The organism is Pseudomonas lijiangensis, from assembly GCF_018968705.1.
GTDB lineage: Bacteria > Pseudomonadota > Gammaproteobacteria > Pseudomonadales > Pseudomonadaceae > Aquipseudomonas > Aquipseudomonas lijiangensis.
The window spans coordinates 5,293,862-5,318,402 of sequence record NZ_CP076668.1; the positions used below are offsets into that span (position 1 = coordinate 5,293,862).

Genomic DNA, 24,541 nt, shown 5'->3' on the forward strand with positions numbered 1-24,541 from the left:
AAGTCGCAGAGTGTATCCGCAAACGGTCGCAATGGATGACAACGCAGTAGCCTTTGATGCAGTTACTGGCTAATGCCGATCAGTCAAGGCACAAACAAAACCTGTGGGAGGCAGCTTGCTGGCGAAAAAGTCAGTGAAACCGGCCGATACTCTGTGTCGTATGAAGTCGCCAGCAAGCTGCCTCCCACAAGGTGATTCATGACCTTGACTGATCGGCCTTACTATCGATTGTCTACGGGGGTGTATAACCGACCGTCTATGTCCAGGGTTCGATAACGTGGTTCGACAAGCCTGGCTTTACCCGCACGAATCAGATCGGCCAGGTCTTTACCTTTATGAAACGGGCCATACATTCTCCCGGCCGCTTTCCAACGGCCGTCTGCATCACGCCTGAAGAAAGTCATCCAAACGTCGGAGGCAATCAGCCTCACCACCTCGTTCTGCCCGTCACTATCCAGATCGACACCCCACATAATGCATTGCACCCGATTACAGTTGTCGCTCCCCAGCCTGGGGTTGGTGAACTGTTCGTGGCCATCAACACGCTCCCCGATCCAGAGCAGGCTTTGATCCGGTACAGGGATCACCCTGTAGCGATTTGTAGAGGCTTCCAATGCGTCATGCATCCGTGACTTGAGCACTTCACGGGCATTGGCATCGATGCTTTGCGGAAGGTGATCAAGATCAGCCATCAGGCGGTCGAATGCCCTGTGCCCCGGCTTACCCAACCCGTTGCGCAGGTGATCGGCATCAAACAGGGCGGGCGGTGTCGTTCCATCCATCAGGCGTTGTAACTGATTGCGAGCGCTCAACTCTTCCGGGTTCCACCAGGGGGTGTGAATCGTGACCGTCATCACGCAGGCCAACAGAGCCAGACAGGGATTGGTGAACCGCAGATTGCCAAGCCAGACAGGTCCTGACCTCAAGACCGCCATAAACGCTGCCAGACTGTATAGAGCAGCGATCACCACCAGCAGCAGGGCGATGACCCGCGATGGAGACAGCCCGTATTGTTCGACACGCAACCAGATCGAATAACACGCCAGAGCGGCCAACACCGGCAACAGCAGCAGGCTGGCATTGATCAGCCACTTGAACCACTGTGGTGAAGCGTGTTGCTGGCTGCCATCCTGAAACACGCCGTTGGCAAGAAATACATTAGCGGCCACCAGACATAGCAATATCGTGGTGGCACGACCGGTCTCCCAGATCGACTCCAGGCCAGTGAACGGCAAAGCCAGCGTGAACAAGACCACGATAAACGCTGCCAGCGGTGCAAGAAAACGGCACAGACTCAGCAGAATGCCACGCAGCATGCCGATGACTTTGTCGTTCTGACGGCCTATGCGTATGCCCAGCGAAAACACCATACACAGGCTGACAATGTTGAAATTCCGGGTTTTGATGACCTCTTTGAACACTTCGATGCCGATCATATGAAACAGGCTGGCGCATAGCTGCAACAACGACCAGAACAGCCCCGCCAGCAGCAGAGCAAGCAGTACGATGAGGCCATCGTTCCAGGCATGCTGGAACAAGGTCCGGTAAGGCAGGTGCAAGCGGTTGCCCGACGGCCAGCTCTGGATGAAAGCAGAGCAGATGTAGCCCACGATGACTGAGCAGACTATCCAGTTCTCATCCGAGAATCTCAGCGCCCTTTGCAAGGCCCATTCAGTCACCATGGCCAGTATCAGCGCCAACAGACCGGCCAAGGCCCAGGCACCACGCTGCCTGAAGTTACTACCCAGCAATTGCAGATTGACCCCGAAAACCAGGGCTGCCACAAAGACAGGCGTCTTATCAGACTCCCAGGCAACTACCATGATGATGGCTTGCAACAGGCCTACAGCGATATAGAACGGCAGGGTTCCCTTGAGCACGGACATTCAACTTCCTTATTGAAAACGAGAGCGTGGGCGCGCAAAGCGGCGGCGGATCATGTCACGGAAAATGCCGCAACTCCATTCGCCCAAGAACACTACGCAATCGCGATGCACTGACATACACTGCGCGGCCGTTTTTTGACTGGAACGTAAAAGACATGAATGACCAATCCCCGGCCCGTGCCTGCGGCATCGATTTCGGCACGTCCAATTCCACTGTCGGCTGGCAAAGACCTGACGTGGAAGCGTTGATTGCGCTGGAGGACGACAAGATCACTCTGCCGTCGGTGGTGTTCTTCAATATGGAAGAGCGCCGCCCGGTGTATGGCCGCCTGGCACTGCACGAGTACCTGGAAGGCTATGAAGGCCGCCTGATGCGCTCGCTCAAGAGCCTGCTGGGCTCCAAGCTGATCAAGCACGACACCAGCGTGCTGGGTACGGCCATGCCGTTCAAGGATTTGCTGGGGCTGTTCATCGGCGAGCTGAAAAAGCGTGCTGAACGCACCGCTGGCCGGGAGTTCGAGCAGGTTGTGCTGGGTCGTCCGGTGCATTTCGTCGATGACGACGCCCAGGCCGACCAGGAAGCCGAAGACACCCTGGCCGAAGTCGCCCGCAAGATCGGCTTCAAGGACGTGTCCTTCCAGTACGAGCCCATTGCGGCCGCCTTCGACTATGAATCCGGTATCAACAGCGAAGAGCTGGTGCTGATCGTCGACATCGGCGGTGGTACCTCAGACTTCTCGCTGGTGCGCCTGTCACCGGAGCGCCGCACCCGCGACGACCGTCACGAAGACATCCTGGCCACGGGCGGCGTGCATATCGGTGGTACCGACTTCGACAAGCAACTGAGCCTGCAAGGCGTGATGCCGTTGTTCGGTTATGGCAGCCGCATGAAAAGCGGTGCCTACATGCCGACCAGCCATCACATGAACCTGGCGACCTGGCACACCATCAACGCCGTGTACTCGCAGAAATCCCAACTGGCCCTGGGCAGCATGCGCTACGACATCGAAGACACCGGTGGCATCGACCGCCTGTTCAAGCTGATCGAACAGCGCGCCGGGCACTGGCTGGCGATGGAAGTGGAAGAAACCAAGATCCAGCTGACCCACGCCGAAACCCGCCACGTTCCCATGGACCGTATCGAAAGCGGCCTGAGCGTGGACTTGAGCCGTGCAATGTTCGAATCAGCCATCGACGCGCAGCTTGAACGTGTGCGTGACAGCGTGCGCAAACTGCTGAGCGATGCAGGCGTGGCTGTCGAGCAGGTTAACACGGTGTTCTTCACCGGAGGTTCAAGCGGAATTCCGGCACTGCGCAACAGCGTGTCGGCCATGCTCCCGAATGCCCGCCATGTGGAAGGCAATATCTTTGGGAGTATCGGGAGCGGGTTGGCGATTGAGGCCAAGAAGAGGTATGGGTGAGGGAGCTGCAAGTTTTAAGCTTCAAGCTGCAAGGAAAAGCGGGGCGGTGCTTTTAACTTGCGGCTTGTAGCTTGTAGCTTTCGCGAATAAATTCGCTCCTACAGTAGGAGCGAATTCATTCTCGAAGCTTCTAAACCAACCCTTCCTTCTGTAGCTCGCTCTTGAGATACGCATAATAAATCGGCCCTGCCACCACGCCCGGCAGGCCGAAGGCTGCTTCGAACAGGAGCATGGCCAGCAGCAGTTCCCAGGACTTGGCATTGATCTGCCCGCCGACGATCCGAGCATTGAGGAAGTATTCGACCTTGTGGATCACGATCAGGTAGGTCAACGCCGCGAAGGCCACCCAGATCGAGACCGACATGCCGACGATGAAGATCAGGGTGTTGGACATCAGGTTACCCACCACTGGCAACAGGCCGAGCAGGAAGGTCATGATGATCAGGGTCTTGGTCAACGGCAGGTGAATGCCCCACAACGGCAGGACAATCGCCAGGAACACCGAAGTGAAAGCGGTGTTGAGCAGCGAGATCTTGATCTGGGCAAAGACGATGTTGCGAAACGCACGGCTCAGCAGGCCCAGTCGGTCGAACAGCGCAGCGGCCAGGGGCTTGCGGGTGTGAACGTCCGAGATTCGCTGCAAGGCGATAATCGCGCCCAGCACCATGCCGATCAGCATGGTCACGAACATGTGGGCCGCGCCCTTGCCGATCATCTGCAACTCACCGATATGCTTTTGCAGCCATTGGCCCAGGGACACCTGAAACTCGGCTGCACTGGCGGGCAGGTAGGCATCGATGAAAGGCGGCAATTGCCCTCGTGCGCGGTCCACCAGAACCATGAACTTGTCCAGCGACGCGCCGGGGTTCTCGGCTTCATGCAGTACAAAACTGATGGCGCCAGCGAAAATCAGGGTCAGCAGACTGACAATGATGGTCCCCAGCAAGGCCACGGCCAGCCAGCGGGCACGCTCGCCGGAAATCAGGCGTTGCAGCCTTGGGGTCAGCATGTTGACCAGTTCGTAGACCAGCAGACCGGCCAGCAGACTTGGCAGGAGCTTGAAAGGCAGGATCAGCAGCAAACCGCCAAAGACCAGAATCCAGCTGGCTAACAACACCTGACGCGCAGAAAACGTTGGCATAAAGTCTCAACGGGCGGCACAAAGAAGACGGCAGTCTGCCAGCGTTCAGAGCCGAGGACCAGTGATCCGAAGGCCTGAACAGCAATAGCGCGACCCTTGACTGAAGAGCTGCGGCGGGAATCAGGCCGGAGGGCTTTATTTCCCGCACCTGAACCGGCATTCGGACGAACTCGTCCCTCGCCGGAAAATTATTTCTTCTTGAGACAATCGCTCATGAAGCTCTTGCGAGCATCGCCCTTGAGGGCCTGGGTGGTGGCTGTGGCGTTGCAGGTCTTCATTTTTTCCTGCTGGGTTTGCGCCGGAGCCGGTGCCGCTTTCAGGCAGGTACTCATGAATGCCTTGCGCTCATCGCCCTTGAGCGATTTGGCACTGGCGTCAGCATTGCAGGAAGTCATTTTGTTCTGCTGCTCCGTGGCGGCAAAACCTTGGGCGGATACCATCAGACCAACGAGCAACAAAGAAATACCGAGCGTCTTCATCAGGTCAACTCTCCATAACGACCGTGCCGATCAGCGCAGCCTCAGAAGAGTGTAGTCAAAGATGTTGCGATGTATGTCGAGCCAAGACGCCCCATCGGGTGGATAATCCCCTCAGGTTTTTTATCGGTTATCCCATGCAATACGCCTTTCCTCTGCTGACCATCCTGATCTGGGCAGCCAACACCGTGATTACCAAGGCTTCATCGCTGGTGATCTTCCCTTCCGAAATCGGTTTCTATCGCTGGTTGCTGGCGGGCCTGCTGTTTACGCCCTTCATGCTGAGACCCGTGTGGAAGAACCGGGCGCGGATCAAGCCGGTGCTGGGCAAGATCGTCATTCTGGGCGTGCTGGGCATGGCGGTGTATCAGAGCCTGGCGTATTTCGCCGCCGGCATGACCACGGCCACCAACATGGGGATCATTCAATCCCTGGTGCCGATGATGGCGCTGGGGCTGTCCATTGCCTGCCTGGGCAACCGCCTGACGTTCGGTGCCCTGCTCGGGGCCGTGCTGTCTTTTGCAGGCGTGGTCGTGGTGGTCTCGGCTGGCAACCTGAGCGCACTCGTGGAACAGGGCATCAATCGCGGGGATGCGATGGTTCTGGTGGCGGCTGCCGCCTACGCCGTCTACAGCACCCTGCTGAAAAAGTGGCAGTTGTGCCTGCCGCCCTTGCAGTTGCTGTACCTGCAGATTCTGGTGGCAATCATTGTGCTGTTTCCGCTGTTCATTCTCTCGCCCAGAACCGGCCTGAACATGAGCAACATTCCCATGGTCCTGTATGCGGCCATTCCGACCTCGATGCTCGCGCCCTGGCTGTGGATGACTTCAATCATGCGACTGGGGCCCAGCCGCACGACGCTGTTCTTCAACCTCATGCCCATTGCTACCGCGCTGATCGCAGCCGCCTTTCTGGGCGAACGACTGGCGCTCTATCACTTGGCCGGCGGAGCCTTGACCCTGTGCGGAGTCATCCTGGCAGAACGCTGGAAGACCCCGCTGCGTCAGACGACCTAAAGGCCAGCGGCTTTCAGGCGTGCAGCGTGGTCGAGGAAGAGCTTTACAGGGTTCGCCCCCTTACCCACAAGGCCGAAGGTCTGGTTGACGATATCGAAGTGGTCGAGGGGAAAGTCATCACCGATCACGGTGCCCAGGTGTGAGCTGAAACGCCCGACCATACCATCGCACTGGCCCTTTTCCTTGACGAAGGTGCGGGCGAAGATCCGGCAGGTGACGTTGGTCCCGTCGATCAGGTTGCGCCCACGGTTGGTAACGCCCGGCTGAAGGATCCCGGACCAGGAGTAATAACGCACCCCATTGACCAGTTCCTCACCCTGCCCGCCCCAGGTATGCGGCAGCCCCTGAGGGTATTGCCGGTTGAACAGTGCTACCCCGGTCGTGGTCAGGGATTGGTGGGAGGCCGAGATATTCATCGGCAACTTCGGCCCGCGATACCCGGTTTCAAACACCGTGATCGTCCAGGACAGCAAACCGATCACCGCATTCACCACACGCCCGCCCGCACTGCCTACCGGGAAAGTACGCTCCAGATAATCCGCCAGTTCGGAACCATGATTGGGACCGGCCACGGAAGTCACCGAAGCCACCAGATCCGGGCGCTTGGCGGCGACATAACGAACCGTCAGCGCGCCCTGGCTATGGCCGATCAGGTTGACCTTGGACACACCGGTTTCGCGGATGGTCTTCTCGACGACCTTGAGCAACTGTTCTCCACGTATCTCGGTGGAGTTGACCCCGGAAACCATCACCGGAATCACCGTCGCGCCACCCCGCTCCAGCGCCTTGATGATGCCGAACCAGTAGGGATAGACCAGTAAACGCACAAACCCCAACAACCCGGGCACGAGCAGCAACGGATACCGCGTAGCTTGTTCTTGCGCCATATATGCCTCTCCCACATTAGCCAATAGCCAGACCTTTGGGTGTGTTTGAAAAGTCACCCAGCGGTGATCAGGCAAGGTACTTTTCAGACAAAGCCTAGCGGTGTTTGGGAGCAAGACAGATTTATATGACAAATACACGTACTGCCTTATCGCCATCAATTATCGAACTCTCGCGCACCTTCCCGGCTCCAACCTGCATCGGGCCAAGAACGGCTCTGTCATGCGGAGAAACAACGATGTACAAGAAAATCCTGGCGGCTACCTGTGTATTGGGGACATTGGCGGGTTGTGGCACCACTACCGTGCAGAATCCGGTGGACTTCGTGACCTATCGCGACGAACCGCTGGTCAAGCAGGTCGAAAACGGCATGACCCGCCAACAAGTCCTGACCATCGGCGGTGAGCCATCGTCCACCTTCGAGCGCAAGGTGAACCCGGGAACCTGCAACAACTACGTGTTGTTCAAGGACGGCCACAAGCAGGTTTATCACGTGAGCTTCAACGGCGACGGCCGCGTGAACCACAAAGGCTTCATGACCTGCGAACAGCGCGAAGCGAACGAACGCGCCATGTGATGTCGGCCATGTAGTAATAAAAAGCTCGTTGCAGCCCGCACCGGGCTTTTTACCATTCCCAGTCTTTCTCCAGGTACTCGGCCGTGGGTGGCAGGACGGAGTGCAGGAATTGCAGGTACTGCTCGAATAACGCCTTGTTGGGGAGGTGGGCCACAAAGCCTGTGGTGATGTCAGTGCAATGGATAACGATGATTGAGCGCTTACGATCAAGCGTGACAAAGTTATGCATATCCCATGGGCGAGTTTCTCGATGATGGATCGGGTTCTTCCAATTCAGCAAAGTACGTGCTGCCCCGAGTGAAATGGCGGCTGGGCCGATCAGGAAGAGCAGCGAGCCGGTGACAAGTGCGACGCCGAGAAAGAGCAGGATGATGAAAATGGCGATGCCTTTGAAGAACGGGCCTGCGAAGTCTGGGTAGTGAAGGAAGTATTCGACAGAGCCTGACTGGTTTTTAATGTGGTAGTTAAATACCGTTTTCTGCCTGACTGCAAACACAATCAAATAAGTTGCGAATAGTGCGCACGCACAGCCTGCACCAATAAGCAAGTTCAGTTCCTCAGGCAAACCATCCCACATTAGCCACAGGCAATAAAGAAAAGGAAGAAGGCCTGATACGACTACTGCGATATGAGCTTTTATCAATTCCTTTGGGGGGCAATCGATTGTTTTGGCGCTCCACATCATGACAGATGTATCAGTACAAAATGATGCGCTCTGTTCTCCGCTGCAAGCGACCATATGATTCATGGCGTTTATTACTCCGAAAAAATAACAGACACGATTTGATTCTTCTCTGACAAAAAATAAGAACGTTATTTTCTTGCAATACTGTTTCTTAAGCCGCTCGCATTTCACCACTCCCAATCTTTCTCCATATACTCGGCCGTTGGCGGCAGGACGGAGTGCAGAAATTGCAGGTACTGCTCGAATAACTCTTTGTTTGGGAGGTGGGCCACAAAGCCTGTGGTGATGTCAGTGCAATGGATAACGATGATTGAGCGCTTACGATCAAGCGTGACAAAGTTATGCATATCCCATGGGCGAGTTTCTCGATGATGGATCGGGTTCTTCCAATTCAGCAAAGTACGTGCTGCCCCGAGTGAAATGGCGGCTGGGCCGATCAGGAAGAGCAGCGAGCCGGTGACAAGTGCGACGCCGAGAAAGAGCAGGATGGTGAAAATGGCGATGCCTTTGAAGAACGGGCCTGCGAAGTCTGGGTAGTGAAGGAAGTATTCGACAGAGCCTGACTGGGTTTTTATATGGTAGTTGAAGATGGTTTTTTGTCTTGCAACAAGCATTATCAAATAGGTTGCATACGCCACACCAATACAGGCAAGTCCTATAAGCACATCTATATCTTCAGCAAGCGTATCCCACATTAGCCATGCGCAGTAAAGAAAGGGCAGAAGGTTTGACATCACGATTATAAGATAAACCTTCATTAGCTCCTTTGGAGAGCAATCAATTGTTTTGGTGCTCCACATCATGGCAGATGTATCAGTACAAGATGATGCGCTCTGTTCTCCGCTGCAAGCGACCATATAATTCATGGCATTTATTACTCCGACAAAACAACAGACATGATTTGATTCTTCGCTGAAAAAAATAAGAATATTATTTCTTGCAATATTTTTTCTTAAGCCGCTCGTATTTCACCACTCCCAATCTTTCTCCATATACTCGGCCGTTGGCGGCAGGACGGAGTGCAGAAATTGCAGGTACTGCTCGAATAACTCTTTGTTCGGGAGGTGGGCCACAAAGCCTGTAGTGATGTCAGTGCAATGGATAACGATGATTGAACGCTTACGATCAAGCGTGACGAAGTTATGCATATCCCATGGGCGAGTTTCTCGATGATGGATCGGGTTACTCCAATTCAATAGAGTGCGTGCTGCCCCGAGTGAAATGGCGGCTGGGCCGACCAGGAATAGCAGCGAACCGGTGACGAGCGCGACGCCGAGAAAGAACAGGATGGTGAAAATGGCGATGCCTTTGAAGAGCGGGCCTGCGAAGGCTGGGTAGTGAAGGAAGTATTCGACAGAGCCTGACTGGGTTTTTATGTGGTAGTTGAAGGTGGTCTTTTGCCTTATTACAAGCATGATCATGTAAGTAAAGTACGCGCCTGATGCGCAAACAGATCCTATAAAAAAACCTGCACTTTCAGTTATTGCATCCCACATCAACCATGTGAAATAAGTGAAAAGCGCAAGAGCCGCAATTATGAAAGAGACTTGAAACCTCATAAACTCTCTAGGCGGGCAATCGATTATTTTGACACTCCACATCATGACAGATGTATCGGTGCAAGATGATGCGCTCTGATCTGCGCTGCAAGCGACCATATGATTCATGGTGTTTATTACTCCCAAAAAACAACAGACACGATTTGATTCTTCGCTGACAAAAAATAAGAATGTTATTTTCTTGCAATACTGTTTCTTAAGCCGCTCGCATTTCACCATTCCCAATCTTTCTCCATATACTCGGCCGTTGGCGGCAGGACGGAGTGCAGGAATTGTAGGTACTGCTCGAATAAATCCTTATTGGGAAGGTGAGCCACAAAGCCTGTAGTGATGTCAGTGCAATGGATAACGATGATTGAGCGCTTACGATCAAGCGTGACGAAGTTATGCATATCCCATGGGCGAGTTTCACGATGATGAATCGGGTTCTTCCAATTCAATAGAGTACGTGCTGCCCCGAGAGACATGGCGGCTGGGCCGACCAAGAAGAGCAGCGAGCCAGTGAAGAGCGCGACGCCGAGAAAGAACAGGATTGCGAAAATGGCGATGCCTTTGAAGAGAGGACCTGCGAAGTCAGGATAATAGTCGTAGTATTCAAGCAGTGCCTTTTGAGAGGTGACACTGTAATTGAATACCGTTTTCTGCCTGAAGACCAGTATCAAGTAAAATACATAACTATAGAAAGCGACATAGCATGCCACAACCATCGAAACATCAAGCTCAACCCTCCCCCATGACAACCATGTAATAAACAAGATCCACACTGTACCCACCAAAAAAATAACTAACTGACCTTCCATAACTTCCTTGGGAGGGCTTTTCATTGTTTTAATTGACCACTCAAATACTTTCTCATACTCCACTGATTCCTCAGCAGTCGTATCAATGAGCGAAGCTTTTTTCTCGCTGTGCATAGTGCCTACTTACTCCGGGGTTGGAAGGATCAAGGATTGGGCGCGAGGTTCTGCACTCACCAAAAGTTTGGTGAGGGTTAATCCATCTGCTGTGCCATTGCCTTTCTTGTCGGGTTCCATCTGATAAAGGTAACCCCGCCCCCTTCTCCATGACTTACTACATCACCGGGGTACCAGATCTGCAGTTCGATATAGTCAGTACTCTTGTTTAGCGGCCCCCAGGTCTGCCAGACAACATCCTCGCCTTCAGGCATGATCGGGAAATGCAACTCTGAGGAAGGATGGGATGGACGTTCGTTGCTGATTTTTGCAAATTTTCTGATATGCATATATCGGCCACGCTCTTCAAAAATATCTTGTTTACCACTCCCAGTCTTTCTCCATGTACTCGGCCGTGGGTGGCAGGACGGAGTGCAGGAATTGCAGATACTGCTCGAACAGCTCTTTGTTGGAGAAGCGGGCCTCAAATCCCAGCGTAATGTCCGTGCGATGGGTAATAATCATGGAGCGTTTTCGATCTACCGTGACAAAGTTGTACTCGTTCCAGGGCAAGCTTTCCTCGTTGTGAATCTTGTTTTCCCAATTCAGCAAAGTACGAGCTGCTCCGAGTGAAATCGCGGCTGGGCCAATCAGGAAGAGCAGCGAGCCAGTGAAGAGCGCGACGCCAAGAAAGAACAGGATTGCGAAAATGACGATGCCTTTGAAGAGAGGACCTGCGAAGTCAGGATAATAGTCGTAGTATTCAAGCAGTGCCTTTTGGGAGGTGACACTGTAGTTGAATACCGTTTTCTGCCTGAAGACCAGTATCAAGTAAAATACATAACTATAGAAAGCGACATACCCTGCCACAATTACTGACCTATCAAGCTGAACCCTCCCCCATGAAAGCCATGTAATAAACAAGATCCACACTGTACCCAGTAAAAAAATAATTAACTGGCCCTCCCTGACCTCCTTGGGAGGGCCTTTGATTGTTTTAATTGACCAGTCAAATATTTTTTCATATTCCACTGATTCCTCAGCAATCGTCTCAATGAGCGAAGCTTTTTTCTCGCTGTGCATAGTGCCTAGTTACTCCGGGGTTGGAAGGATCAAGGAGTGGGCGCGAGGTTCTGCACTCACCAAAAGTTTGGTGAGGGTTAATCCATCGGCTGTGCCATTGCCTTTCTTGTCGGGTTCTATCTGATAAAGGTAACCCCGCCCCTCTTCTCCATGACTTACTACATCACTGGGGTACCAGATCTGCAGTTCGATATAGTCAGTACTCTTGTCTAGCGGCACCCAAGTCTGCCAGACAACATCCTCGTCCTCGGGCATGATTGGAAAATGTAACCCTGAGGAAGGATGGGGTGGACGTTCGTTGCTGGCTTTTGCAAATTTTCTGATGTGCGTGTATTGACCACGCGCTTCAAAAATATCTTTTATGGATGATTCAATCTTGGCGACAGGCAGAACACCCAGAGGGCGCTTACTGCCGATAACGTTAAGTTGAATCCACTTTCCGCGCACGGCGTTAGGGAGCCGAATCTGGATCCATGCGCCATTAGGTACGGCCACTTCCATGTAGTCGCCTTTCCCCAGGTAACGCGACTCATAAACAACCGTGCTTTTGACAAAAACTTGAGGACTTAGCTGGACCTCCAATAACGAGCGCTTTTCCTCGCTACGCCCCTCTGGAGTGTCGGCGTGACGGAGTTCTATAGAGCGTGTCCAACAGCACTTCTTTAACCACCAGCCCACATTGTCGCTCTTGAAATAGTTCAAAGCCAAGCAAGCCGTTAAATAAATAGCACCTATGACAAAAAGCCCGACCATAAACCATGGATTCATGACAAACATTGTCAATTTACTGTATATTTTCAGGCCCGAAAACATATACAGTACGCCGCCAAAACCCATACCAATTACAGAAAATTTCTTTACTGTTATGGCCATTTTCTCTTCTGATGTTTTAGCACTATCCTGATCAGCGAGTAGATCCACATACTCCAACACCGCCGCCACCACGGCAAACGCACCCAACGCCACCATCGTGACCCGGAACCCACGAATTGCCTTACCCCATACCGCATTCCCCTGTTTGGTCCAGTACGCAGCAGGACGATCCAGTATCCCTACGCTCTTACCGTCGATCAGCACCGGCTTCGCCTCCTTGATCACCGCCCACGGCGCTTCAACAAACACCGCCATCAACAGGTTGAAGCTGTAACCCAAGCTGTAACCGATCTTGGCGATGTCCTTGGCGCTGAAGTCGCCATCGCGGGTCAGGTCTTGGTAGAGCACGGCGGTGTTGATGAAGTTGATGAGGATGACGCCCCAGGTGATCGCGGCACCCAAGCCCCCAAGGCGTTCGCTCCAGGCCTTGGCGCGGGCGTGCCAGTCCCTGGCGACGTCCAGGCCGGATTTGAAGAAGGTGCGGATTTCCTCTTGCAGCAACCGGGCGTACTGGTTGTTCTGGAAGTCCAGTAACGCTGGGATTTTCAGCTCATGCCGGCGCAGGGCGTCCAGCTGTGATTGCAGCTGGCGCGCCAGGTGTCGGCGCTCCCGGGGATGGAGGGGGTAGAGCCAGTTGTGGCGGGTGTCGTCGATCTGTTTGATGAGAAGACGCTGCTCGCGCTTCCACTGTTTGAGCCGGGAGGCGATCTGGTCGTCGAGGCGGATCCGCTCCGGCGCATTGATCAGTATCTGGCCGATCATGAAGTTACGGGTCAAGGCTCCGAGATTCTGACCCTTGCCCAGGGCCAGACGACTGTCCACCGGCACCCAGGCCAGCAGCATGTTTTCGGCAATCGTCTTGCCCGCTCCGCTCGCCAGTTCGCGCAGGGCCTTGAAGGTGTCCTGTACCGGTTGCTTGAGCTTTTTCATCCAGGCCGCGTCGGCGAAACCCTGATGATTGAGCACGGCATTGAGTTCACCGGCTCGGGTGGCCAGGTTGGTGAGGTCGCCGAGGCCGTTGAGCAGCGCGTTGGCTTCCTGGTGCAGGGCTTCCTTGAGGGCAGGAGAAAATCCATAGCGCATCGTCCCGAACAGGCTGTTGCCGCTGGCTTCCTGCTCGGCCAGCCAGGCACTGGCCTGCTGATCCTGTGCGTACACGACCAGCAGGTGGGTCATGACGGTTTGCAGGTACAGCAGGGTATTGGGGTTGGTGGTATCGATAAACAGCCGGCGCGGGTCATTGCCCAGATGTTCGGCCCAGGCCTGAAAGTCCGCTTGAGTATCGCGCACCTGTTGCAGCAGGGTTTCGCTGAGGGGCAGGTGTTCTTGCAGATAGGCGCGTGCGCCTTCGAGGTCGATTTCACGACGCCACTTTTCGCGATCCTTCCAGGCCTGACGATCTTCCTGGGACGGGTAGCGGCCATAACGGGCACGCAACGTATTGCGCATGTCCACACTCTTGAACATGTCGCCGGTGCCCATATAGCCACCCAGCGAGTTGCCATGCTGGGTCTGCATGTCCTCCAGGTCCATCTGATCGAAACAGGTTTCCAGCTCGCTCAGGTACTGCTGCGTCTTGAGGCGGTCATCGCGCACCGATTCGGGTAAGTGCTGCGGGTCACTATTGGCACCGCAGAGCAGCGTCACGGTCTGGGCCATCTGCAGCTTGTGCTCGTGCTCCTGTTGCCAGGTCTGAAAAGCCGCCTGATCCCCCGCCAGTTGCAGGCCCAGATCATTGAGCACACCCAGCGGGTCGTCCAGGGCGATCAGCAGCGAGCTGTATTTGTCCGGAACGCTGCCCAGCCAGTACACGTCAGCCCCGGGCGGGGTCACGATCGATTTTGCGACTGGGTCCTGAGGTTCAGGCGCAGCGGTGGGGATGGACGAATCGGCAAAACGGTTGTCTTCGACCACGTATTCCTTGTCGATATCGGCCACGGCGGCGGCCAGATCCAGCAGGGGCAAAGCGCCGGGTTCGTTCAGGGTGGTGCAGAAACGCGCCAGGTCCACCGGCTTCATCCACAAGGCACGGCTGTCGGCATGGGAGCGCATGTGCTCGCAGAGGCGCCAGGTCCATTGCACCGGGGAAAAAGCCAGGTGCAGGCGGTGTTTGCGGGGATACAGCAGATAGGGTTTGCCGTCGCCCTCGCCGCTGCGAACATCCTGCCCCTGATGGGCCGCAGTCCAGACAATGCGCGTCAGGCAGGCATCGACGCCCGAGAATATGTACTCATGAAAGGTGCCAGCCGTTTCGTCGAACACATAGACATAGCCCTCATAGAGCTGGCGCAAGGTGTAATTGCGGGTCTTGAGCCTGGGCAAGGCGTTCCAACGGCCCTGCGCAGGCAAGGGCTTGAGCTGTTCGGGGGCGACATCGTAACGGGAGCGATCCAGGGCGTAGCGCACCGGAACAATCGCCACGTCCGGCCCCTTGAAGGGGCACAGGCTGGTGGCGGTGGAAAGGGTCTTTTCGAAGCGGGTTGCACGCCGTTGTTGAAGGGTGCCGTATTTTTCAGTCATCTGCCGCGCCCGTGGTGGTGACGAGCAACATCGCTCGTGCCTGGGTGCGGCTTGCATCAAGAGTCATGCCTTCTTTAATTTAAATATATAAATCAATAAGTTAAGAATTTACCTCTTTAAAAATGGTTATTTTTCGTACAAGAACCATGAAAAAGTGCGCAGGCCTCTGCGCACCTGCGCAAAAATTTGCGCAGACGACGCAAGCGCCTGGCTCATAAGGCCTGGCAGAGGTTTTGAGGGGGATTTGTCAAAGAGGGGTGCGCAAGTATTTGCACATCAAGGCTTGATGCCGGTAGCCATCAAAAAGCTCGCTGCCATAAACAACGAGCTATCTATCGAGTATCAGAAAACCAGCTTGAACAGCGCAATGACCACGATCAGACCGATCAGGAAAATGATGCCGACGGTGCCACCTAGAAACTTGAGCATTTTTTCTCTCCATAAATGAATGCCTCAAGTTAGGGACCACTGGGTGCGGCAGTCGTTTCTTATATTTTTTACATCGGCGGCAAACGGCGGGTTATCCGAAATTCGATAAAACTTTTCTCGATGTTCATCACTCACATTCACTGACGATCTCGCCTACCCCCTGATCAAGAGCGGGACGAAAACCTGATGAAACCTGGAGATGAATCATGATTTCTGCACCCCAGCTATCCGATGTCAGCAGCCTGCGTGAACGCGCACGTCAAAACGTTGAGAACGGTGCCGTCACCGAAGGATACAGCGCGGACCGGGAAACCATCCTGCGTCTGCTCAATGAGTCGCTGGCGACCGAACTGGTCTGCGTACTGCGCTACAAACGTCACTACTTCATGGCGAACGGCCTGAAGGCGAGCGTGGCCGCCGATGAATTCCTGGAGCATGCGCAGCAGGAAGCCGAGCACGCCGACAAATTGGCTGAGCGTATCGTGCAACTGGGCGGCGAGCCTGAGTTCAACCCGGACACCCTGTCGAAGAACTCCCACGCCCAATACGTCGCTGGCAAGACTCTGAAGGAAATGGTCTACGAAGACCTGGTTGCCGAACGCATCGCCGTCGACAGCTACCGTGAAATCATTCAATACATCGGCGAATCCGACCCGACCACCCGCCGCATCTTCGAAGACATCCTGGCCCAGGAAGAAGAGCATGCGGATGACATGGCGGATATCCTGAACGACCTGTAAAAAGCTGTGGGAGCGAATTCATTCGCGATAGGCCGTGAGGTCTTCAGTGCCATTTCGCGAATAAATTCGCTCCCACTTACCATCACCATCATTTCACTTCACAGTCTTGGGCGCCTTGCCCGCCCTCATCTGCTCCAGCAATGGCCCGCACTGATTCGGTGTGCTGTCGCCGGTAGCGACCAGTGCCAGCAGTCCTGCCGCCGGACCGACCGTAGCGCCCAGCAGCACCATGCCCGCTCCGCGCAACAGCAACGGGCCTGATTGCACGCCCGCATTGGGGCTGGCGAACGGGCCGTTCACGTAGAGTGGCGAGCGCAGCGAGAACACCCTGAAACCCTTGGACTCGGGGTTGATCTTCAAGTCCAACTGCTCGGTCTTGAAGTTCGCCGTGCCGTCGATGTAGATGATTGCGTTCTCGGTATCGAACACGAACAGGCGACTGGTGGCCAGACCGTCCTTGATGCCGAAATCCGACGCCGCGCAGTTGATCTTCACGTCCTTGTCGCCAAACAGCCTGCCGACCACGTAGTTACCCACGTTGAGCCCCGCAATCTCCATCAGGCCCCGGCTGATGGCGCCGTCGTTGACCAGCATTTTCAAGTCACCATTGGCGGTGCCCAGCAAGGCCGCAATCGAGTTGCCGCGACCGCTGATATCGGCATCGCCATTGAGCTCACCGAAGCTGGTCTTCATGGGCTCGAAGGTCGGAAACAGTTGCTTGAGCTTGAAGTTGCGCGCCGACAATCTGGCCCGGCCCTGCAACGGCTGGGTGCGGCCATCCAGACGAATCTCGGCATCCAGCCTGCCGCCAGCCACGCCGAAGCGCAGCGGTTGCAGGCTCAACTGACCGTCATTGAGCAACAGGTGCGTATAAAGATCGGTAAAGGGCAAGTCCGGGCTCTGGACGATCCGTTTGCCGGTGAACTCCACATCGGCATCCATCGCCCGCCAGCGATCCGTCTGAAACTCTTCCACAGGCAGGACCTTGCCTTTGGGCTGCTTGCTCTCGCCACCGCGTTTTTTCTGCGCGGCATTGGAGTCGGCACCAATCAGGGGCGCAAGGTCGCTGAACAGCAACTGGTTGGAAACCAATACGCCGCTCAGTTTGGGCCGTGGCTGGCTGGCCACGAAACTCAGGTCGCCATGAATGTCGCTGTTGCCGATCTTGCCGTTGAAGCCTTCATAGCGGAAGTTCGCTCCGGCGTCGTCATGCAATTTGGCAATCAGGCGGCCATCGGTGGAATAGGCCGGCGAGTCAGGCAAGGCAACGCCGGTCAGTGGATAAAGATGGCTCAGGCTGGTGCCGGACAGTTTAAGACGCAGATCCAGCGCCCCCAGGTTCTGCGGATCGGTCAGGGTGCCGGCAATTGCAATCTGCGTATCGCCGATCTTCAGATCGGCCTGCACCGGGAAGGGTTGCGTGGAATCTTTCAAGGCCAGCAAACCGCCGACCTTGCCCGTCCCGTTCAACTTCTGCTCGTGATACTGCCCTTTGACCGACAGGCCAAAGGCGTAGTCCTGCGGGACAGCACCCTTCTCCTGAGCCTTCTTCACCTCTTTGCTGCCGACGATGTCACCGAAAGGGATCGGCTTGCCCAGCATATCGATCACGACATCCAGTTGCGTCTTCAAGGTCTGGTCATTGAAACTGACCAGCCCCTTGTCGAACTTGATCGCGCCGATATCCACCACCCAGCGCGAAGGCTCAGCCTCGGGGTCGGATTTGGGCAGGTCGAAGACCCAGTTGGCGCGGCCATCGGCCAGACGCTCAAGCCTGGCTTCCGGGCCGGTGAGATCGATACGCGGGATCACGACTTCCTGCACCAGCAAAGGCAGCAGGGCAAGACGAAACTCGACTTGCTTGAGCGTGACCATTTGCGGGGTTTTCGACCACTCGGGGTTGCCCAGGCTCAGATCCTGGGCAACGAAATGCGGCCATGGCACCCAGGCGCGCCAGCCACCGGATTCAGGCTCACGCTGCCAGTGCACGGCCAGATCGCCGTTGATGGCGAACGGACGATGCAGCGCTTCGCTGACTTTTTCGTTGAGGGTGGGTTTGATGCGGTTCCAGTCGAAGGTGGCGATCACAATGACCAATACGGCAAGCACCAGTAACAACGTGGCGCCTGTCCAGGCGAAAATCTTGCGGCTGCGCGTCATCGCACGTCACTCCAAAAACCAACGCCCCGGCCATGGTGCGTTGAATACGACATGTTCCTTCGACTGACAAAAGCGCCGAGGGTTTGCTGTGATAGGTAAATAGCCCGACAGGTTCCATCAAATGGAAAAGGTAGCCGCGTCAAGCACTCCCATCAAAAGCCTTTCGACGCATGCAAAGCTCATTTGCTAGAGTGCAACCTAGTCCAATCGTAGAACTCTTTACCTCATGCTGCCCCGCGCCGAACAGAAACAACAGACCCGAAGAGCCTTGCTGGACGCCGCGCATCAGTTGATGGAAAGCGGGCGCGGCTTCGCCAGCCTGAGCCTGCGGGAAGTCGCACGCACGGCAGGGATTGTACCGACCGGCTTCTATCGCCATTTCGAAGACATGGACCAGTTGGGGCTGGCACTGGTCAGTGAAGTGGGCCAGACCTTTCGTGAAACCATTCGCCTGGTGCGCCATAACGAACTGGTCATGGGCGGGCTGATTCATGCCTCGGTGCAGATCTTTCTCGATCAGGTGGCCGCCAACCGCTCGCAGTTCCTGTTTCTGGCACGTGAGCAATATGGCGGCTCCCTCAAGGTACGTCAGGCGCTTGGGGCCTTGCGCGAAGGCATCAGCGCCGACCTGACCACCGACCTGGCGAAAATGCCCAAATGGAAACACCTCGATATCAAGGCGCTGTCGGTGATTGCCGACCTGGTGGTCAAGAGCGTGTTCGCCATGCTGCCCGAGCTGATCGACCCGCCTGCTTCAACTCTCGCAGCCCATCTCACTCCCCAGGCCAAGATCACCCAGCAACTGCGCTTTATCTTCATGGGCGCCAAGCACTGGAAAGGTCTTGGAAGTAACGACTGATACTTCTGTCAGAAAAATCGCACCAGCTTGAAACACAAATAAACACCCGCACCAAAAAAGAGCAATCAATTGACGCTTTTCTGTTCAACCCTCCCGTCACGCCTGTCTTTTTACGTTTCCTGCACTGTTGGCAAGCCCCTTGCTCTGATTTGAAGCATCGCAATTAGCTGGAAACATTCTGATGCTGGTGATTCATAAAAGAATCGACCCCCAAACCGAGTGGGCTGCCGAGCTGCATTTGAATTTCGAGGCCCGCAGCAAAAGTCGCCTGCGCTGCTTCAGTGCCGAGAACGAAGACGTAGGATTGTTCCTGCAACGCGGTCAACCACCTCTTCATGATGGCGAATTCCTGCAGGCCGAAGATGGTCGCATCGTTCGGGTCTGCGCCCGTCCTGAACAACTGATGCACGTGACCTGCAGCAGCACTTTTGAACTGACACGTGCGGCCTATCACCTAGGCAACCGCCATGTGGCCCTGCAAGTGGGCGATGGCTGGCTGCGCCTGCTGGACGACTATGTGCTCAAGGCCATGCTCGATCAGTTGGGAGCAACCACCGAAACCATCGAAGCACCCTTCCAGCCGGAACACGGTGCCTACGGTGGCGGTCATCACCATTCACGGGCCGGCGAGGAAGACTTCAATTACGCGCCGCGCCTGCACCAGTTCGGCGTGCGCAAGTGAACCGTGCCTGGGCGCTTCTGCGTCTGGCCAGCCCCCAGCTTCCGATTGGCGGCTACAGCTATTCACAAGGGCTGGAAATGGCCGTTGAGCAATCCATCGTGGTCGATCCGCAAACCGCTGCGCGCTGGATCGGCGATCAGTTGCTGCTCAACCTCGCCCGTTTCGAGGCGCCCTTGATGCTCGCTCACTGCACAGCCGCCGCCGAGGAAGACTGGGGGCAGTTGCTGCAATTGAGCGAGCAACACCGTGCCAGTCGTGAAACCCGCGAGCTGCACCTGGAAAGCCGGCAGATGGGTTACTCGCTACAACAGTTGCTCAATGGCCTGCCGGAACTGGATCGGCCTGCCCGTCGCTTTCTGGAACAGACAAGCGAGCCGCATCTGGCCCTGGGCTGGGCGCTGGCCGCACGGGCCTGGCAAATCAGCCCGCAGGATGCGCTCGCCGCCTGGCTGTGGAGCTGGCTGGAAAACCAGTTGGCGGTGCTGATGAAAACCCTGCCGCTGGGCCAGCAGGCTGCACAACGACTGACCAGTGAACTGCTGCCCTTGTTGCAGCAGGCCCAACAGAACGCCACTGCTCAAGACAGCCAACAGATCGGCAGCGCCGCTTTCGGCCTGTCACTGGCGAGCATGGCCCATGAACGTCAATACAGCCGGTTGTTCCGGTCCTAGAACCCATGGAGAACTCAATGAACAGCCAACCTCTGCGCGTCGGTATCGGTGGCCCGGTCGGTTCCGGCAAGACCGCACTGACTCTGGCTCTGTGCCTTGCCTTGCGTGAGCGCTACAACCTGGCGGTCGTGACCAACGACATTTATACCCGTGAAGACGCCGACTTCCTTGTACGCAACGAAGCACTGGCCCCGGAACGCATCATTGGCGTGGAAACCGGCGGCTGCCCGCACACGGCGATTCGCGAAGACGCCTCCATCAACCTGGAAGCCGTTGACCAGCTCAACCGCCGCTTCGAAGGGCTGGACCTGATCATTGTCGAGTCCGGTGGCGACAATCTTTCCGCGACCTTCAGCCCGGAGCTGTCGGACCTGACCATCTATGTGATCGACGTTTCGGCGGGCGACAAGCTGCCGCGCAAGGGCGGCCCCGGCATCTGCAAATCCGACCTGCTGGTGATCAACAAGATCGACCTGGCACCGCTGGTGGGCGCGTCTCTGGAAATGATGGATCGCGATACCAGGAAGATGCGCGGCGAAAAACCGTTCGTGTTCAGCAATCAGAAAACCGGTCAGGGTCTGGAAGAGATCATTGCCATTATCGAGCGCCAGGGTCTGCTGACACTCACCGCCTGAATTCAAACCTCCAAGGAAACCCGTTCATGAACTACAAAAAAGTCCTCGGCGCCCTCGCCCTGCTGCTCACCCCTGCATTGGCCATGGCGCACCCGGGTCATGGCGATAACGGCCTGATCGCGGGCCTCGGCCATCCGGTCGGCGGTCTGGATCACCTGCTGGCCATGCTTGCGGTCGGCTTGTGGGCCGCGCAACAGCAAGGCGCCGCCCGCTGGGCTCTGCCTTGCACCTTCGTGGGCACCATGCTGATCGGCGGCCTGCTGGGCTTTGCCGGTCTGGAACTGCCTGCACTGGAAAGCGGCATCTCGGCCTCGGTACTGGCGCTGGGCCTGGCCGTTGCGCTGGCTGTGCGTCCTCCTCTGGCACTGGCCGTCGTGGCCACAGCCGTCTTTGCAATGTTCCATGGCGTGGCCCATGGTCTTGAACTGCCTGACATGTCCAGCCCATGGGCTTATGCCGCCGGTTTCGTGGTTGCGACGGCTGCATTGCATGCGGCAGGCTATGCCGTGGTGCGCGTACTACCACAAGCAGCTGCGCCGCTGGTGCGGATTGCAGGTGCAGCTTCTGCAGCAACCGGTGTCTGGTTGCTGGCAGGCTGACAGAGGTACATCTGTGGAAGTCATACGGATCAGTTAAGGCCATAGATTACTTTGTGGGAGGCAGCTTGCTGGCGACTTCTTACAGCCGCAGAATATCTGCCGGTTTCAGGCCTTTTTCGCCAGCAAGCTGCCTCCCACACGTTTTGTTTGTGCCTTGACTGATCAGCATTAATTCGCTCCCACGTTCATATCCGTTAGCATGACGGCTTGTTTTCCGTGGAAACGGTCATGCCTGATATCCAGCGACTTGTGCTGCCCAATGGCTTGAACGTGGTGCTGTGTCATGCGCCACGGCTCAAGCGTTGCGCGGCGTCGCTTCGGGTCGCCGCCGGTAGCCATGATGTTCCCTTGGCGTGGCCAGGCCTGGCGCACTTTCTGGAACATCTGTTTTTTCTGGGCACCGAGCGCTTCGCTGCCGACCAGAACCTCATGGCGTTCGTGCAGCGTCATGGCGGACAGATCAATGCCAGCACCCGGGAACGCACCACCGACTTCTTCTTCGAGCTGCCCCCCTCGGCATTCGCCCAAGGGCTGGAACGGCTGTGCGACATGCTCGCTCATCCGCGCATGTCACTGCCCGATCAGTTGCGCGAGCGCGAGGTGCTGCATGCCGAGTTCATCGCCTGGGCTCAGGATGCCAAGGCCCGCCAGCAGATCAGCCTGCTTGAACCCATCAACCCGCAGCATCCGCTGCGTGGCTTTCATGCGGGCAATCGTTACAGCCTGTCAGTGCCCAACCCGGCGTTTCAGCAGGCGCTTCATGAGTTTTATCAGCGCTTCTATCATGCCGGGCAGATCACTCTGTGCCTGAGCGGCCCTCAATCGCTGGCTGAATTGGCGTCTCTGGCCACTGAGCATGGCGCACGCTTCAGCGCCGCAGGCAAGGTCAGGCAGCAAACACCGCCGCGCCTGATCGATAAACGACCTGATCACAAAACAACCAGCACGCATCTGCTCTTTGCCTGCGAAGGCTTACCGGTGAACAGCGAAGAGGCTGTCGCATTTTTCTGCCATTGGCTGATGGAGCCCCAAACGGGCGGGCTGGTTGCAGCACTGATTGACCAAGGGCTGGCCGACTCGCTCAAGGCCACGCCGCTGTATCAGTTCAAGGGGCAATTGCTGCTCGATATCGATTGCGTGGGCGCAGCGCCTGATTCATCCGGCACCCTGGCCACACTGTTTTTCGACTGGCTTGCCTTCTTCAAGAACCGCTGGCCCGAACTGATCGATGAATACCGCCGCCTGCAACAACGGCGTCTGCAAACCTGTGGCGCCCTGGAGCTGGCGCATCATTTTTGCCGCAATGCGTCCGGCGATGATCTCCCCGCACTGAATGCAGTGCTCGACCAGTTGAAGCCCGAAACCCTTCTCACCGTGCAGCCTGTGGATAACCTGGCCTGTGGACAAGTCCAATGGCGCCTGCCGACCGCCAATCCTTTGCTGTTGGTCGACAGCACTGACGGTACCGAAGCGGCACTCTTTCTGCGCTGGCAGTTGCAGGCTCCACAACCCCGCTTGTGGCGGATGCTCAATGGCAGCCTGCAGAACCTGATCGAACAGGCCAGGCAAGCCGGTGTAGCAGTGTCGTTCAGCGCCTACGGCACGTATTGGGAGCTCAGACTGAGCGGCATTCACGAACCGATGCCAACCATCGTCGAACACGCCCGCCAATTGTTGCTGCAACCCGACCCGCGACATGCTCAGGCCCAGAGCGGGCCAGCGCTGATTCCGATCCGGGAATTGCTCAAGGCGCTTCCCGATCAGTTCCTGAACATGACTGCCGGGCAATGCAGTGATGATCTTCAGACCGTCTGGGCCAGCGCCCGACGGATCAGCCTTGCCGTTGGCCTGCCCGCCCACAGCCTGGCGCTCGTCAATGCCGCATTGCAGGACATGCCTGGCACAGTGGATGACACGGCAACTGAAGCGCCTTCAGTGCAACCCGGCAAGCGCTGGCAAATGCAGGAATCAGGCTCACCGGAAGATGCCGTGCTGGTGTTCTGCACCGCTCCCGGCGTTTCCATCGACGATGAAGCGGCCTGGCGTCTGCTGGCGCACTTGATACAGGCTCCCTTCTACCAACGCCTGCGAGTCGAACTGCAACTGGGCTATGCGGTGTTCAGCAGCTTGAGGCAAATCGCCGGACGAACCGGGTTGCTGTTGGGTGTGCAATCGCCCACATGCAGCGCCGAGCAAATTGTCCGGCACATCGAAACGTTCATGGGTGAGCTGCCAGACCTGATCGACGCCGCCGACCTTCCGGGACTGCGCCAGGCACTGGCCGGGCAGTTCGATTCAGCGACGATGCCCCATGAACAGGCGGCAGAGCTGCTGTGGCAAGCGCGTCTGGCCGGGCATGAAAAGAGCGGTCCCGAGCCGCTTAAAAAAGCACTGTTACATCTGGAAAAACACTCGCTACTCGCTGCCGCCGGTCAGTTGAGCGATGCCAGCGCAGGATGGCTCATTCTGTCCAACCGCCCTGTTCCTGCGGCTTGAACGTGCAACGCTGGGTGGTGGCAGGTATCTTTCATGAAACTCCCCCCCTGCCAAATCGTTAAATTAAGTAAGATAGCTTCCTAAGCATCTGAACGTATGCGCGCGCGTACGCACTAAGATGTAGTCACCACCCTGATTGAACCGCTGCAATCACCTAGAAGGAGTCTCCCATGTGGACCAAACCTGCTTACACTGATCTGCGTATCGGCTTTGAAGTCACCATGTACTTCGCAAGCCGTTGATACACATGCGGTG

Annotated in this window: 24 protein-coding genes; 11 read left to right on the plus strand and 13 right to left on the minus strand. The window is 56.2% G+C overall.

Going from position 1 to position 24,541, the window contains the following annotated elements; translation table 11 throughout:
* Nucleotides 1–221: 221 nt before the first annotated feature.
* Entirely contained in the window at nt 222–1,886 is a 1,665-nt protein-coding gene (locus tag KQP88_RS22555; protein ID WP_216704217.1) for a DUF4153 domain-containing protein, read from the minus strand.
* Nucleotides 1,887–2,041: 155 nt separating this feature from the next.
* Between KQP88_RS22555 and KQP88_RS22560 the strand changes: the two genes are divergently transcribed.
* Nucleotides 2,042–3,307: an Hsp70 family protein gene (locus KQP88_RS22560; protein ID WP_216704218.1), complete on the plus strand. Its 1,266-nt coding sequence runs from the start codon at nt 2,042–2,044 to the stop codon at nt 3,305–3,307.
* Nucleotides 3,308–3,437: 130 nt separating this feature from the next.
* On the opposite strand, the gene KQP88_RS22565 is transcribed toward KQP88_RS22560, so the two are convergent.
* Together KQP88_RS22565 and KQP88_RS22570 are read right to left on the minus strand one after the other, a co-directional pair.
* On the minus strand, nt 3,438–4,448 hold the full coding sequence (locus KQP88_RS22565) for an AI-2E family transporter (RefSeq protein WP_216704219.1): 1,011 nt from the start codon (nt 4,446–4,448) through the stop codon (nt 3,438–3,440).
* Nucleotides 4,449–4,636: 188 nt separating this feature from the next.
* Entirely contained in the window at nt 4,637–4,927 is a 291-nt protein-coding gene (locus tag KQP88_RS22570; RefSeq protein ID WP_025262180.1) for a PsiF family protein, read from the minus strand.
* 134 nt (nt 4,928–5,061) lie between these two features.
* Here KQP88_RS22570 and KQP88_RS22575 point away from each other — a divergent pair, with 134 nt between their 5' ends.
* Complete coding sequence (locus KQP88_RS22575; protein WP_216704220.1) at nt 5,062–5,940, plus strand: DMT family transporter; 879 nt, start codon at nt 5,062–5,064, stop codon at nt 5,938–5,940.
* Here the strand turns inward: KQP88_RS22575 and KQP88_RS22580 are convergent.
* The gene (locus tag KQP88_RS22580; RefSeq protein WP_198727632.1) at nt 5,937–6,827 is read right to left on the minus strand and encodes an esterase/lipase family protein; all 891 of its coding nucleotides are present in this window, start codon (nt 6,825–6,827) and stop codon (nt 5,937–5,939) included. The genes KQP88_RS22575 and KQP88_RS22580 overlap by 4 nt on opposite strands.
* Nucleotides 6,828–7,063: 236 nt before the next feature.
* On the opposite strand from KQP88_RS22580, the gene osmE reads away from it, so the two are divergent.
* Entirely contained in the window at nt 7,064–7,402 is a 339-nt protein-coding gene (gene osmE / locus KQP88_RS22585) for an osmotically-inducible lipoprotein OsmE (RefSeq protein ID WP_200995332.1), read from the plus strand.
* Nucleotides 7,403–7,451: 49 nt separating this feature from the next.
* On the opposite strand, the gene KQP88_RS22590 is transcribed toward osmE, so the two are convergent.
* From KQP88_RS22590 to KQP88_RS25705, 8 genes are all read right to left on the minus strand, one after another.
* Nucleotides 7,452–8,150 carry a permease gene (locus KQP88_RS22590; protein WP_216704221.1) on the minus strand — a complete coding sequence of 233 codons (699 nt, stop codon included), beginning with the start codon at nt 8,148–8,150 and terminating at the stop codon, nt 7,452–7,454.
* Between the two features lie 104 nt (nt 8,151–8,254).
* Nucleotides 8,255–8,953 carry a permease gene (locus KQP88_RS22595; RefSeq protein ID WP_216704222.1) on the minus strand — a complete coding sequence of 233 codons (699 nt, stop codon included), beginning with the start codon at nt 8,951–8,953 and terminating at the stop codon, nt 8,255–8,257.
* A gap of 102 nt (nt 8,954–9,055) precedes the next feature.
* Entirely contained in the window at nt 9,056–9,754 is a 699-nt protein-coding gene (locus KQP88_RS22600) for a permease (RefSeq protein ID WP_253950518.1), read from the minus strand.
* Nucleotides 9,755–9,858: 104 nt separating this feature from the next.
* The gene (locus KQP88_RS22605) at nt 9,859–10,560 is read right to left on the minus strand and encodes a permease (protein WP_216704223.1); all 702 of its coding nucleotides are present in this window, start codon (nt 10,558–10,560) and stop codon (nt 9,859–9,861) included.
* 77 nt (nt 10,561–10,637) lie between these two features.
* A complete protein-coding gene (locus KQP88_RS22610) occupies nt 10,638–10,889 on the minus strand; it encodes a hypothetical protein (RefSeq protein WP_216704224.1) in 252 nt (83 codons plus the stop codon).
* Between the two features lie 31 nt (nt 10,890–10,920).
* A complete protein-coding gene (locus KQP88_RS22615) occupies nt 10,921–11,622 on the minus strand; it encodes a permease (RefSeq protein WP_253950519.1) in 702 nt (233 codons plus the stop codon).
* A gap of 9 nt (nt 11,623–11,631) precedes the next feature.
* Complete coding sequence (locus KQP88_RS22620; protein WP_216704225.1) at nt 11,632–15,015, minus strand: T6SS effector BTH_I2691 family protein; 3,384 nt, start codon at nt 15,013–15,015, stop codon at nt 11,632–11,634.
* A 342-nt stretch (nt 15,016–15,357) separates the two neighbouring features.
* Nucleotides 15,358–15,444: a small membrane protein YohP gene (locus KQP88_RS25705; RefSeq protein WP_442963079.1), complete on the minus strand. Its 87-nt coding sequence runs from the start codon at nt 15,442–15,444 to the stop codon at nt 15,358–15,360.
* 206 nt (nt 15,445–15,650) lie between these two features.
* Here KQP88_RS25705 and KQP88_RS22625 point away from each other — a divergent pair, with 206 nt between their 5' ends.
* On the plus strand, nt 15,651–16,184 hold the full coding sequence (locus KQP88_RS22625) for a ferritin-like domain-containing protein (protein WP_117165493.1): 534 nt from the start codon (nt 15,651–15,653) through the stop codon (nt 16,182–16,184).
* Between the two features lie 93 nt (nt 16,185–16,277).
* On the opposite strand, the gene KQP88_RS22630 is transcribed toward KQP88_RS22625, so the two are convergent.
* The gene (locus tag KQP88_RS22630) at nt 16,278–18,344 is read right to left on the minus strand and encodes an AsmA family protein (protein ID WP_216704226.1); all 2,067 of its coding nucleotides are present in this window, start codon (nt 18,342–18,344) and stop codon (nt 16,278–16,280) included.
* A gap of 226 nt (nt 18,345–18,570) precedes the next feature.
* On the opposite strand from KQP88_RS22630, the gene KQP88_RS22635 reads away from it, so the two are divergent.
* The 7 genes from KQP88_RS22635 (at nt 18,571) to pqqA (ending at nt 24,528) form a co-directional block, all read left to right on the plus strand.
* The gene (locus KQP88_RS22635; RefSeq protein ID WP_216704227.1) at nt 18,571–19,203 is read left to right on the plus strand and encodes a TetR family transcriptional regulator; all 633 of its coding nucleotides are present in this window, start codon (nt 18,571–18,573) and stop codon (nt 19,201–19,203) included.
* 181 nt (nt 19,204–19,384) lie between these two features.
* The gene (gene ureE, locus KQP88_RS22640) at nt 19,385–19,885 is read left to right on the plus strand and encodes an urease accessory protein UreE (protein WP_198727629.1); all 501 of its coding nucleotides are present in this window, start codon (nt 19,385–19,387) and stop codon (nt 19,883–19,885) included.
* A complete protein-coding gene (locus KQP88_RS22645) occupies nt 19,882–20,556 on the plus strand; it encodes an urease accessory protein UreF (protein ID WP_216704228.1) in 675 nt (224 codons plus the stop codon). The genes ureE and KQP88_RS22645 overlap by 4 nt, the downstream gene beginning before the upstream one ends.
* Before the next feature lie 17 nt (nt 20,557–20,573).
* Complete coding sequence (ureG, locus tag KQP88_RS22650; protein WP_216704229.1) at nt 20,574–21,191, plus strand: urease accessory protein UreG; 618 nt, start codon at nt 20,574–20,576, stop codon at nt 21,189–21,191.
* Nucleotides 21,192–21,217: 26 nt separating this feature from the next.
* Nucleotides 21,218–21,790 (plus strand): HupE/UreJ family protein, encoded by a 573-nt coding sequence (locus tag KQP88_RS22655; protein ID WP_216704230.1) that lies wholly within the window; start codon nt 21,218–21,220, stop codon nt 21,788–21,790.
* A gap of 228 nt (nt 21,791–22,018) precedes the next feature.
* Nucleotides 22,019–24,286: a pyrroloquinoline quinone biosynthesis protein PqqF gene (gene pqqF, locus KQP88_RS22660; RefSeq protein WP_216704231.1), complete on the plus strand. Its 2,268-nt coding sequence runs from the start codon at nt 22,019–22,021 to the stop codon at nt 24,284–24,286.
* 170 nt (nt 24,287–24,456) lie between these two features.
* Nucleotides 24,457–24,528: a pyrroloquinoline quinone precursor peptide PqqA gene (gene pqqA / locus KQP88_RS22665; RefSeq protein WP_008365141.1), complete on the plus strand. Its 72-nt coding sequence runs from the start codon at nt 24,457–24,459 to the stop codon at nt 24,526–24,528.
* Nucleotides 24,529–24,541: the final 13 nt, after the last annotated feature.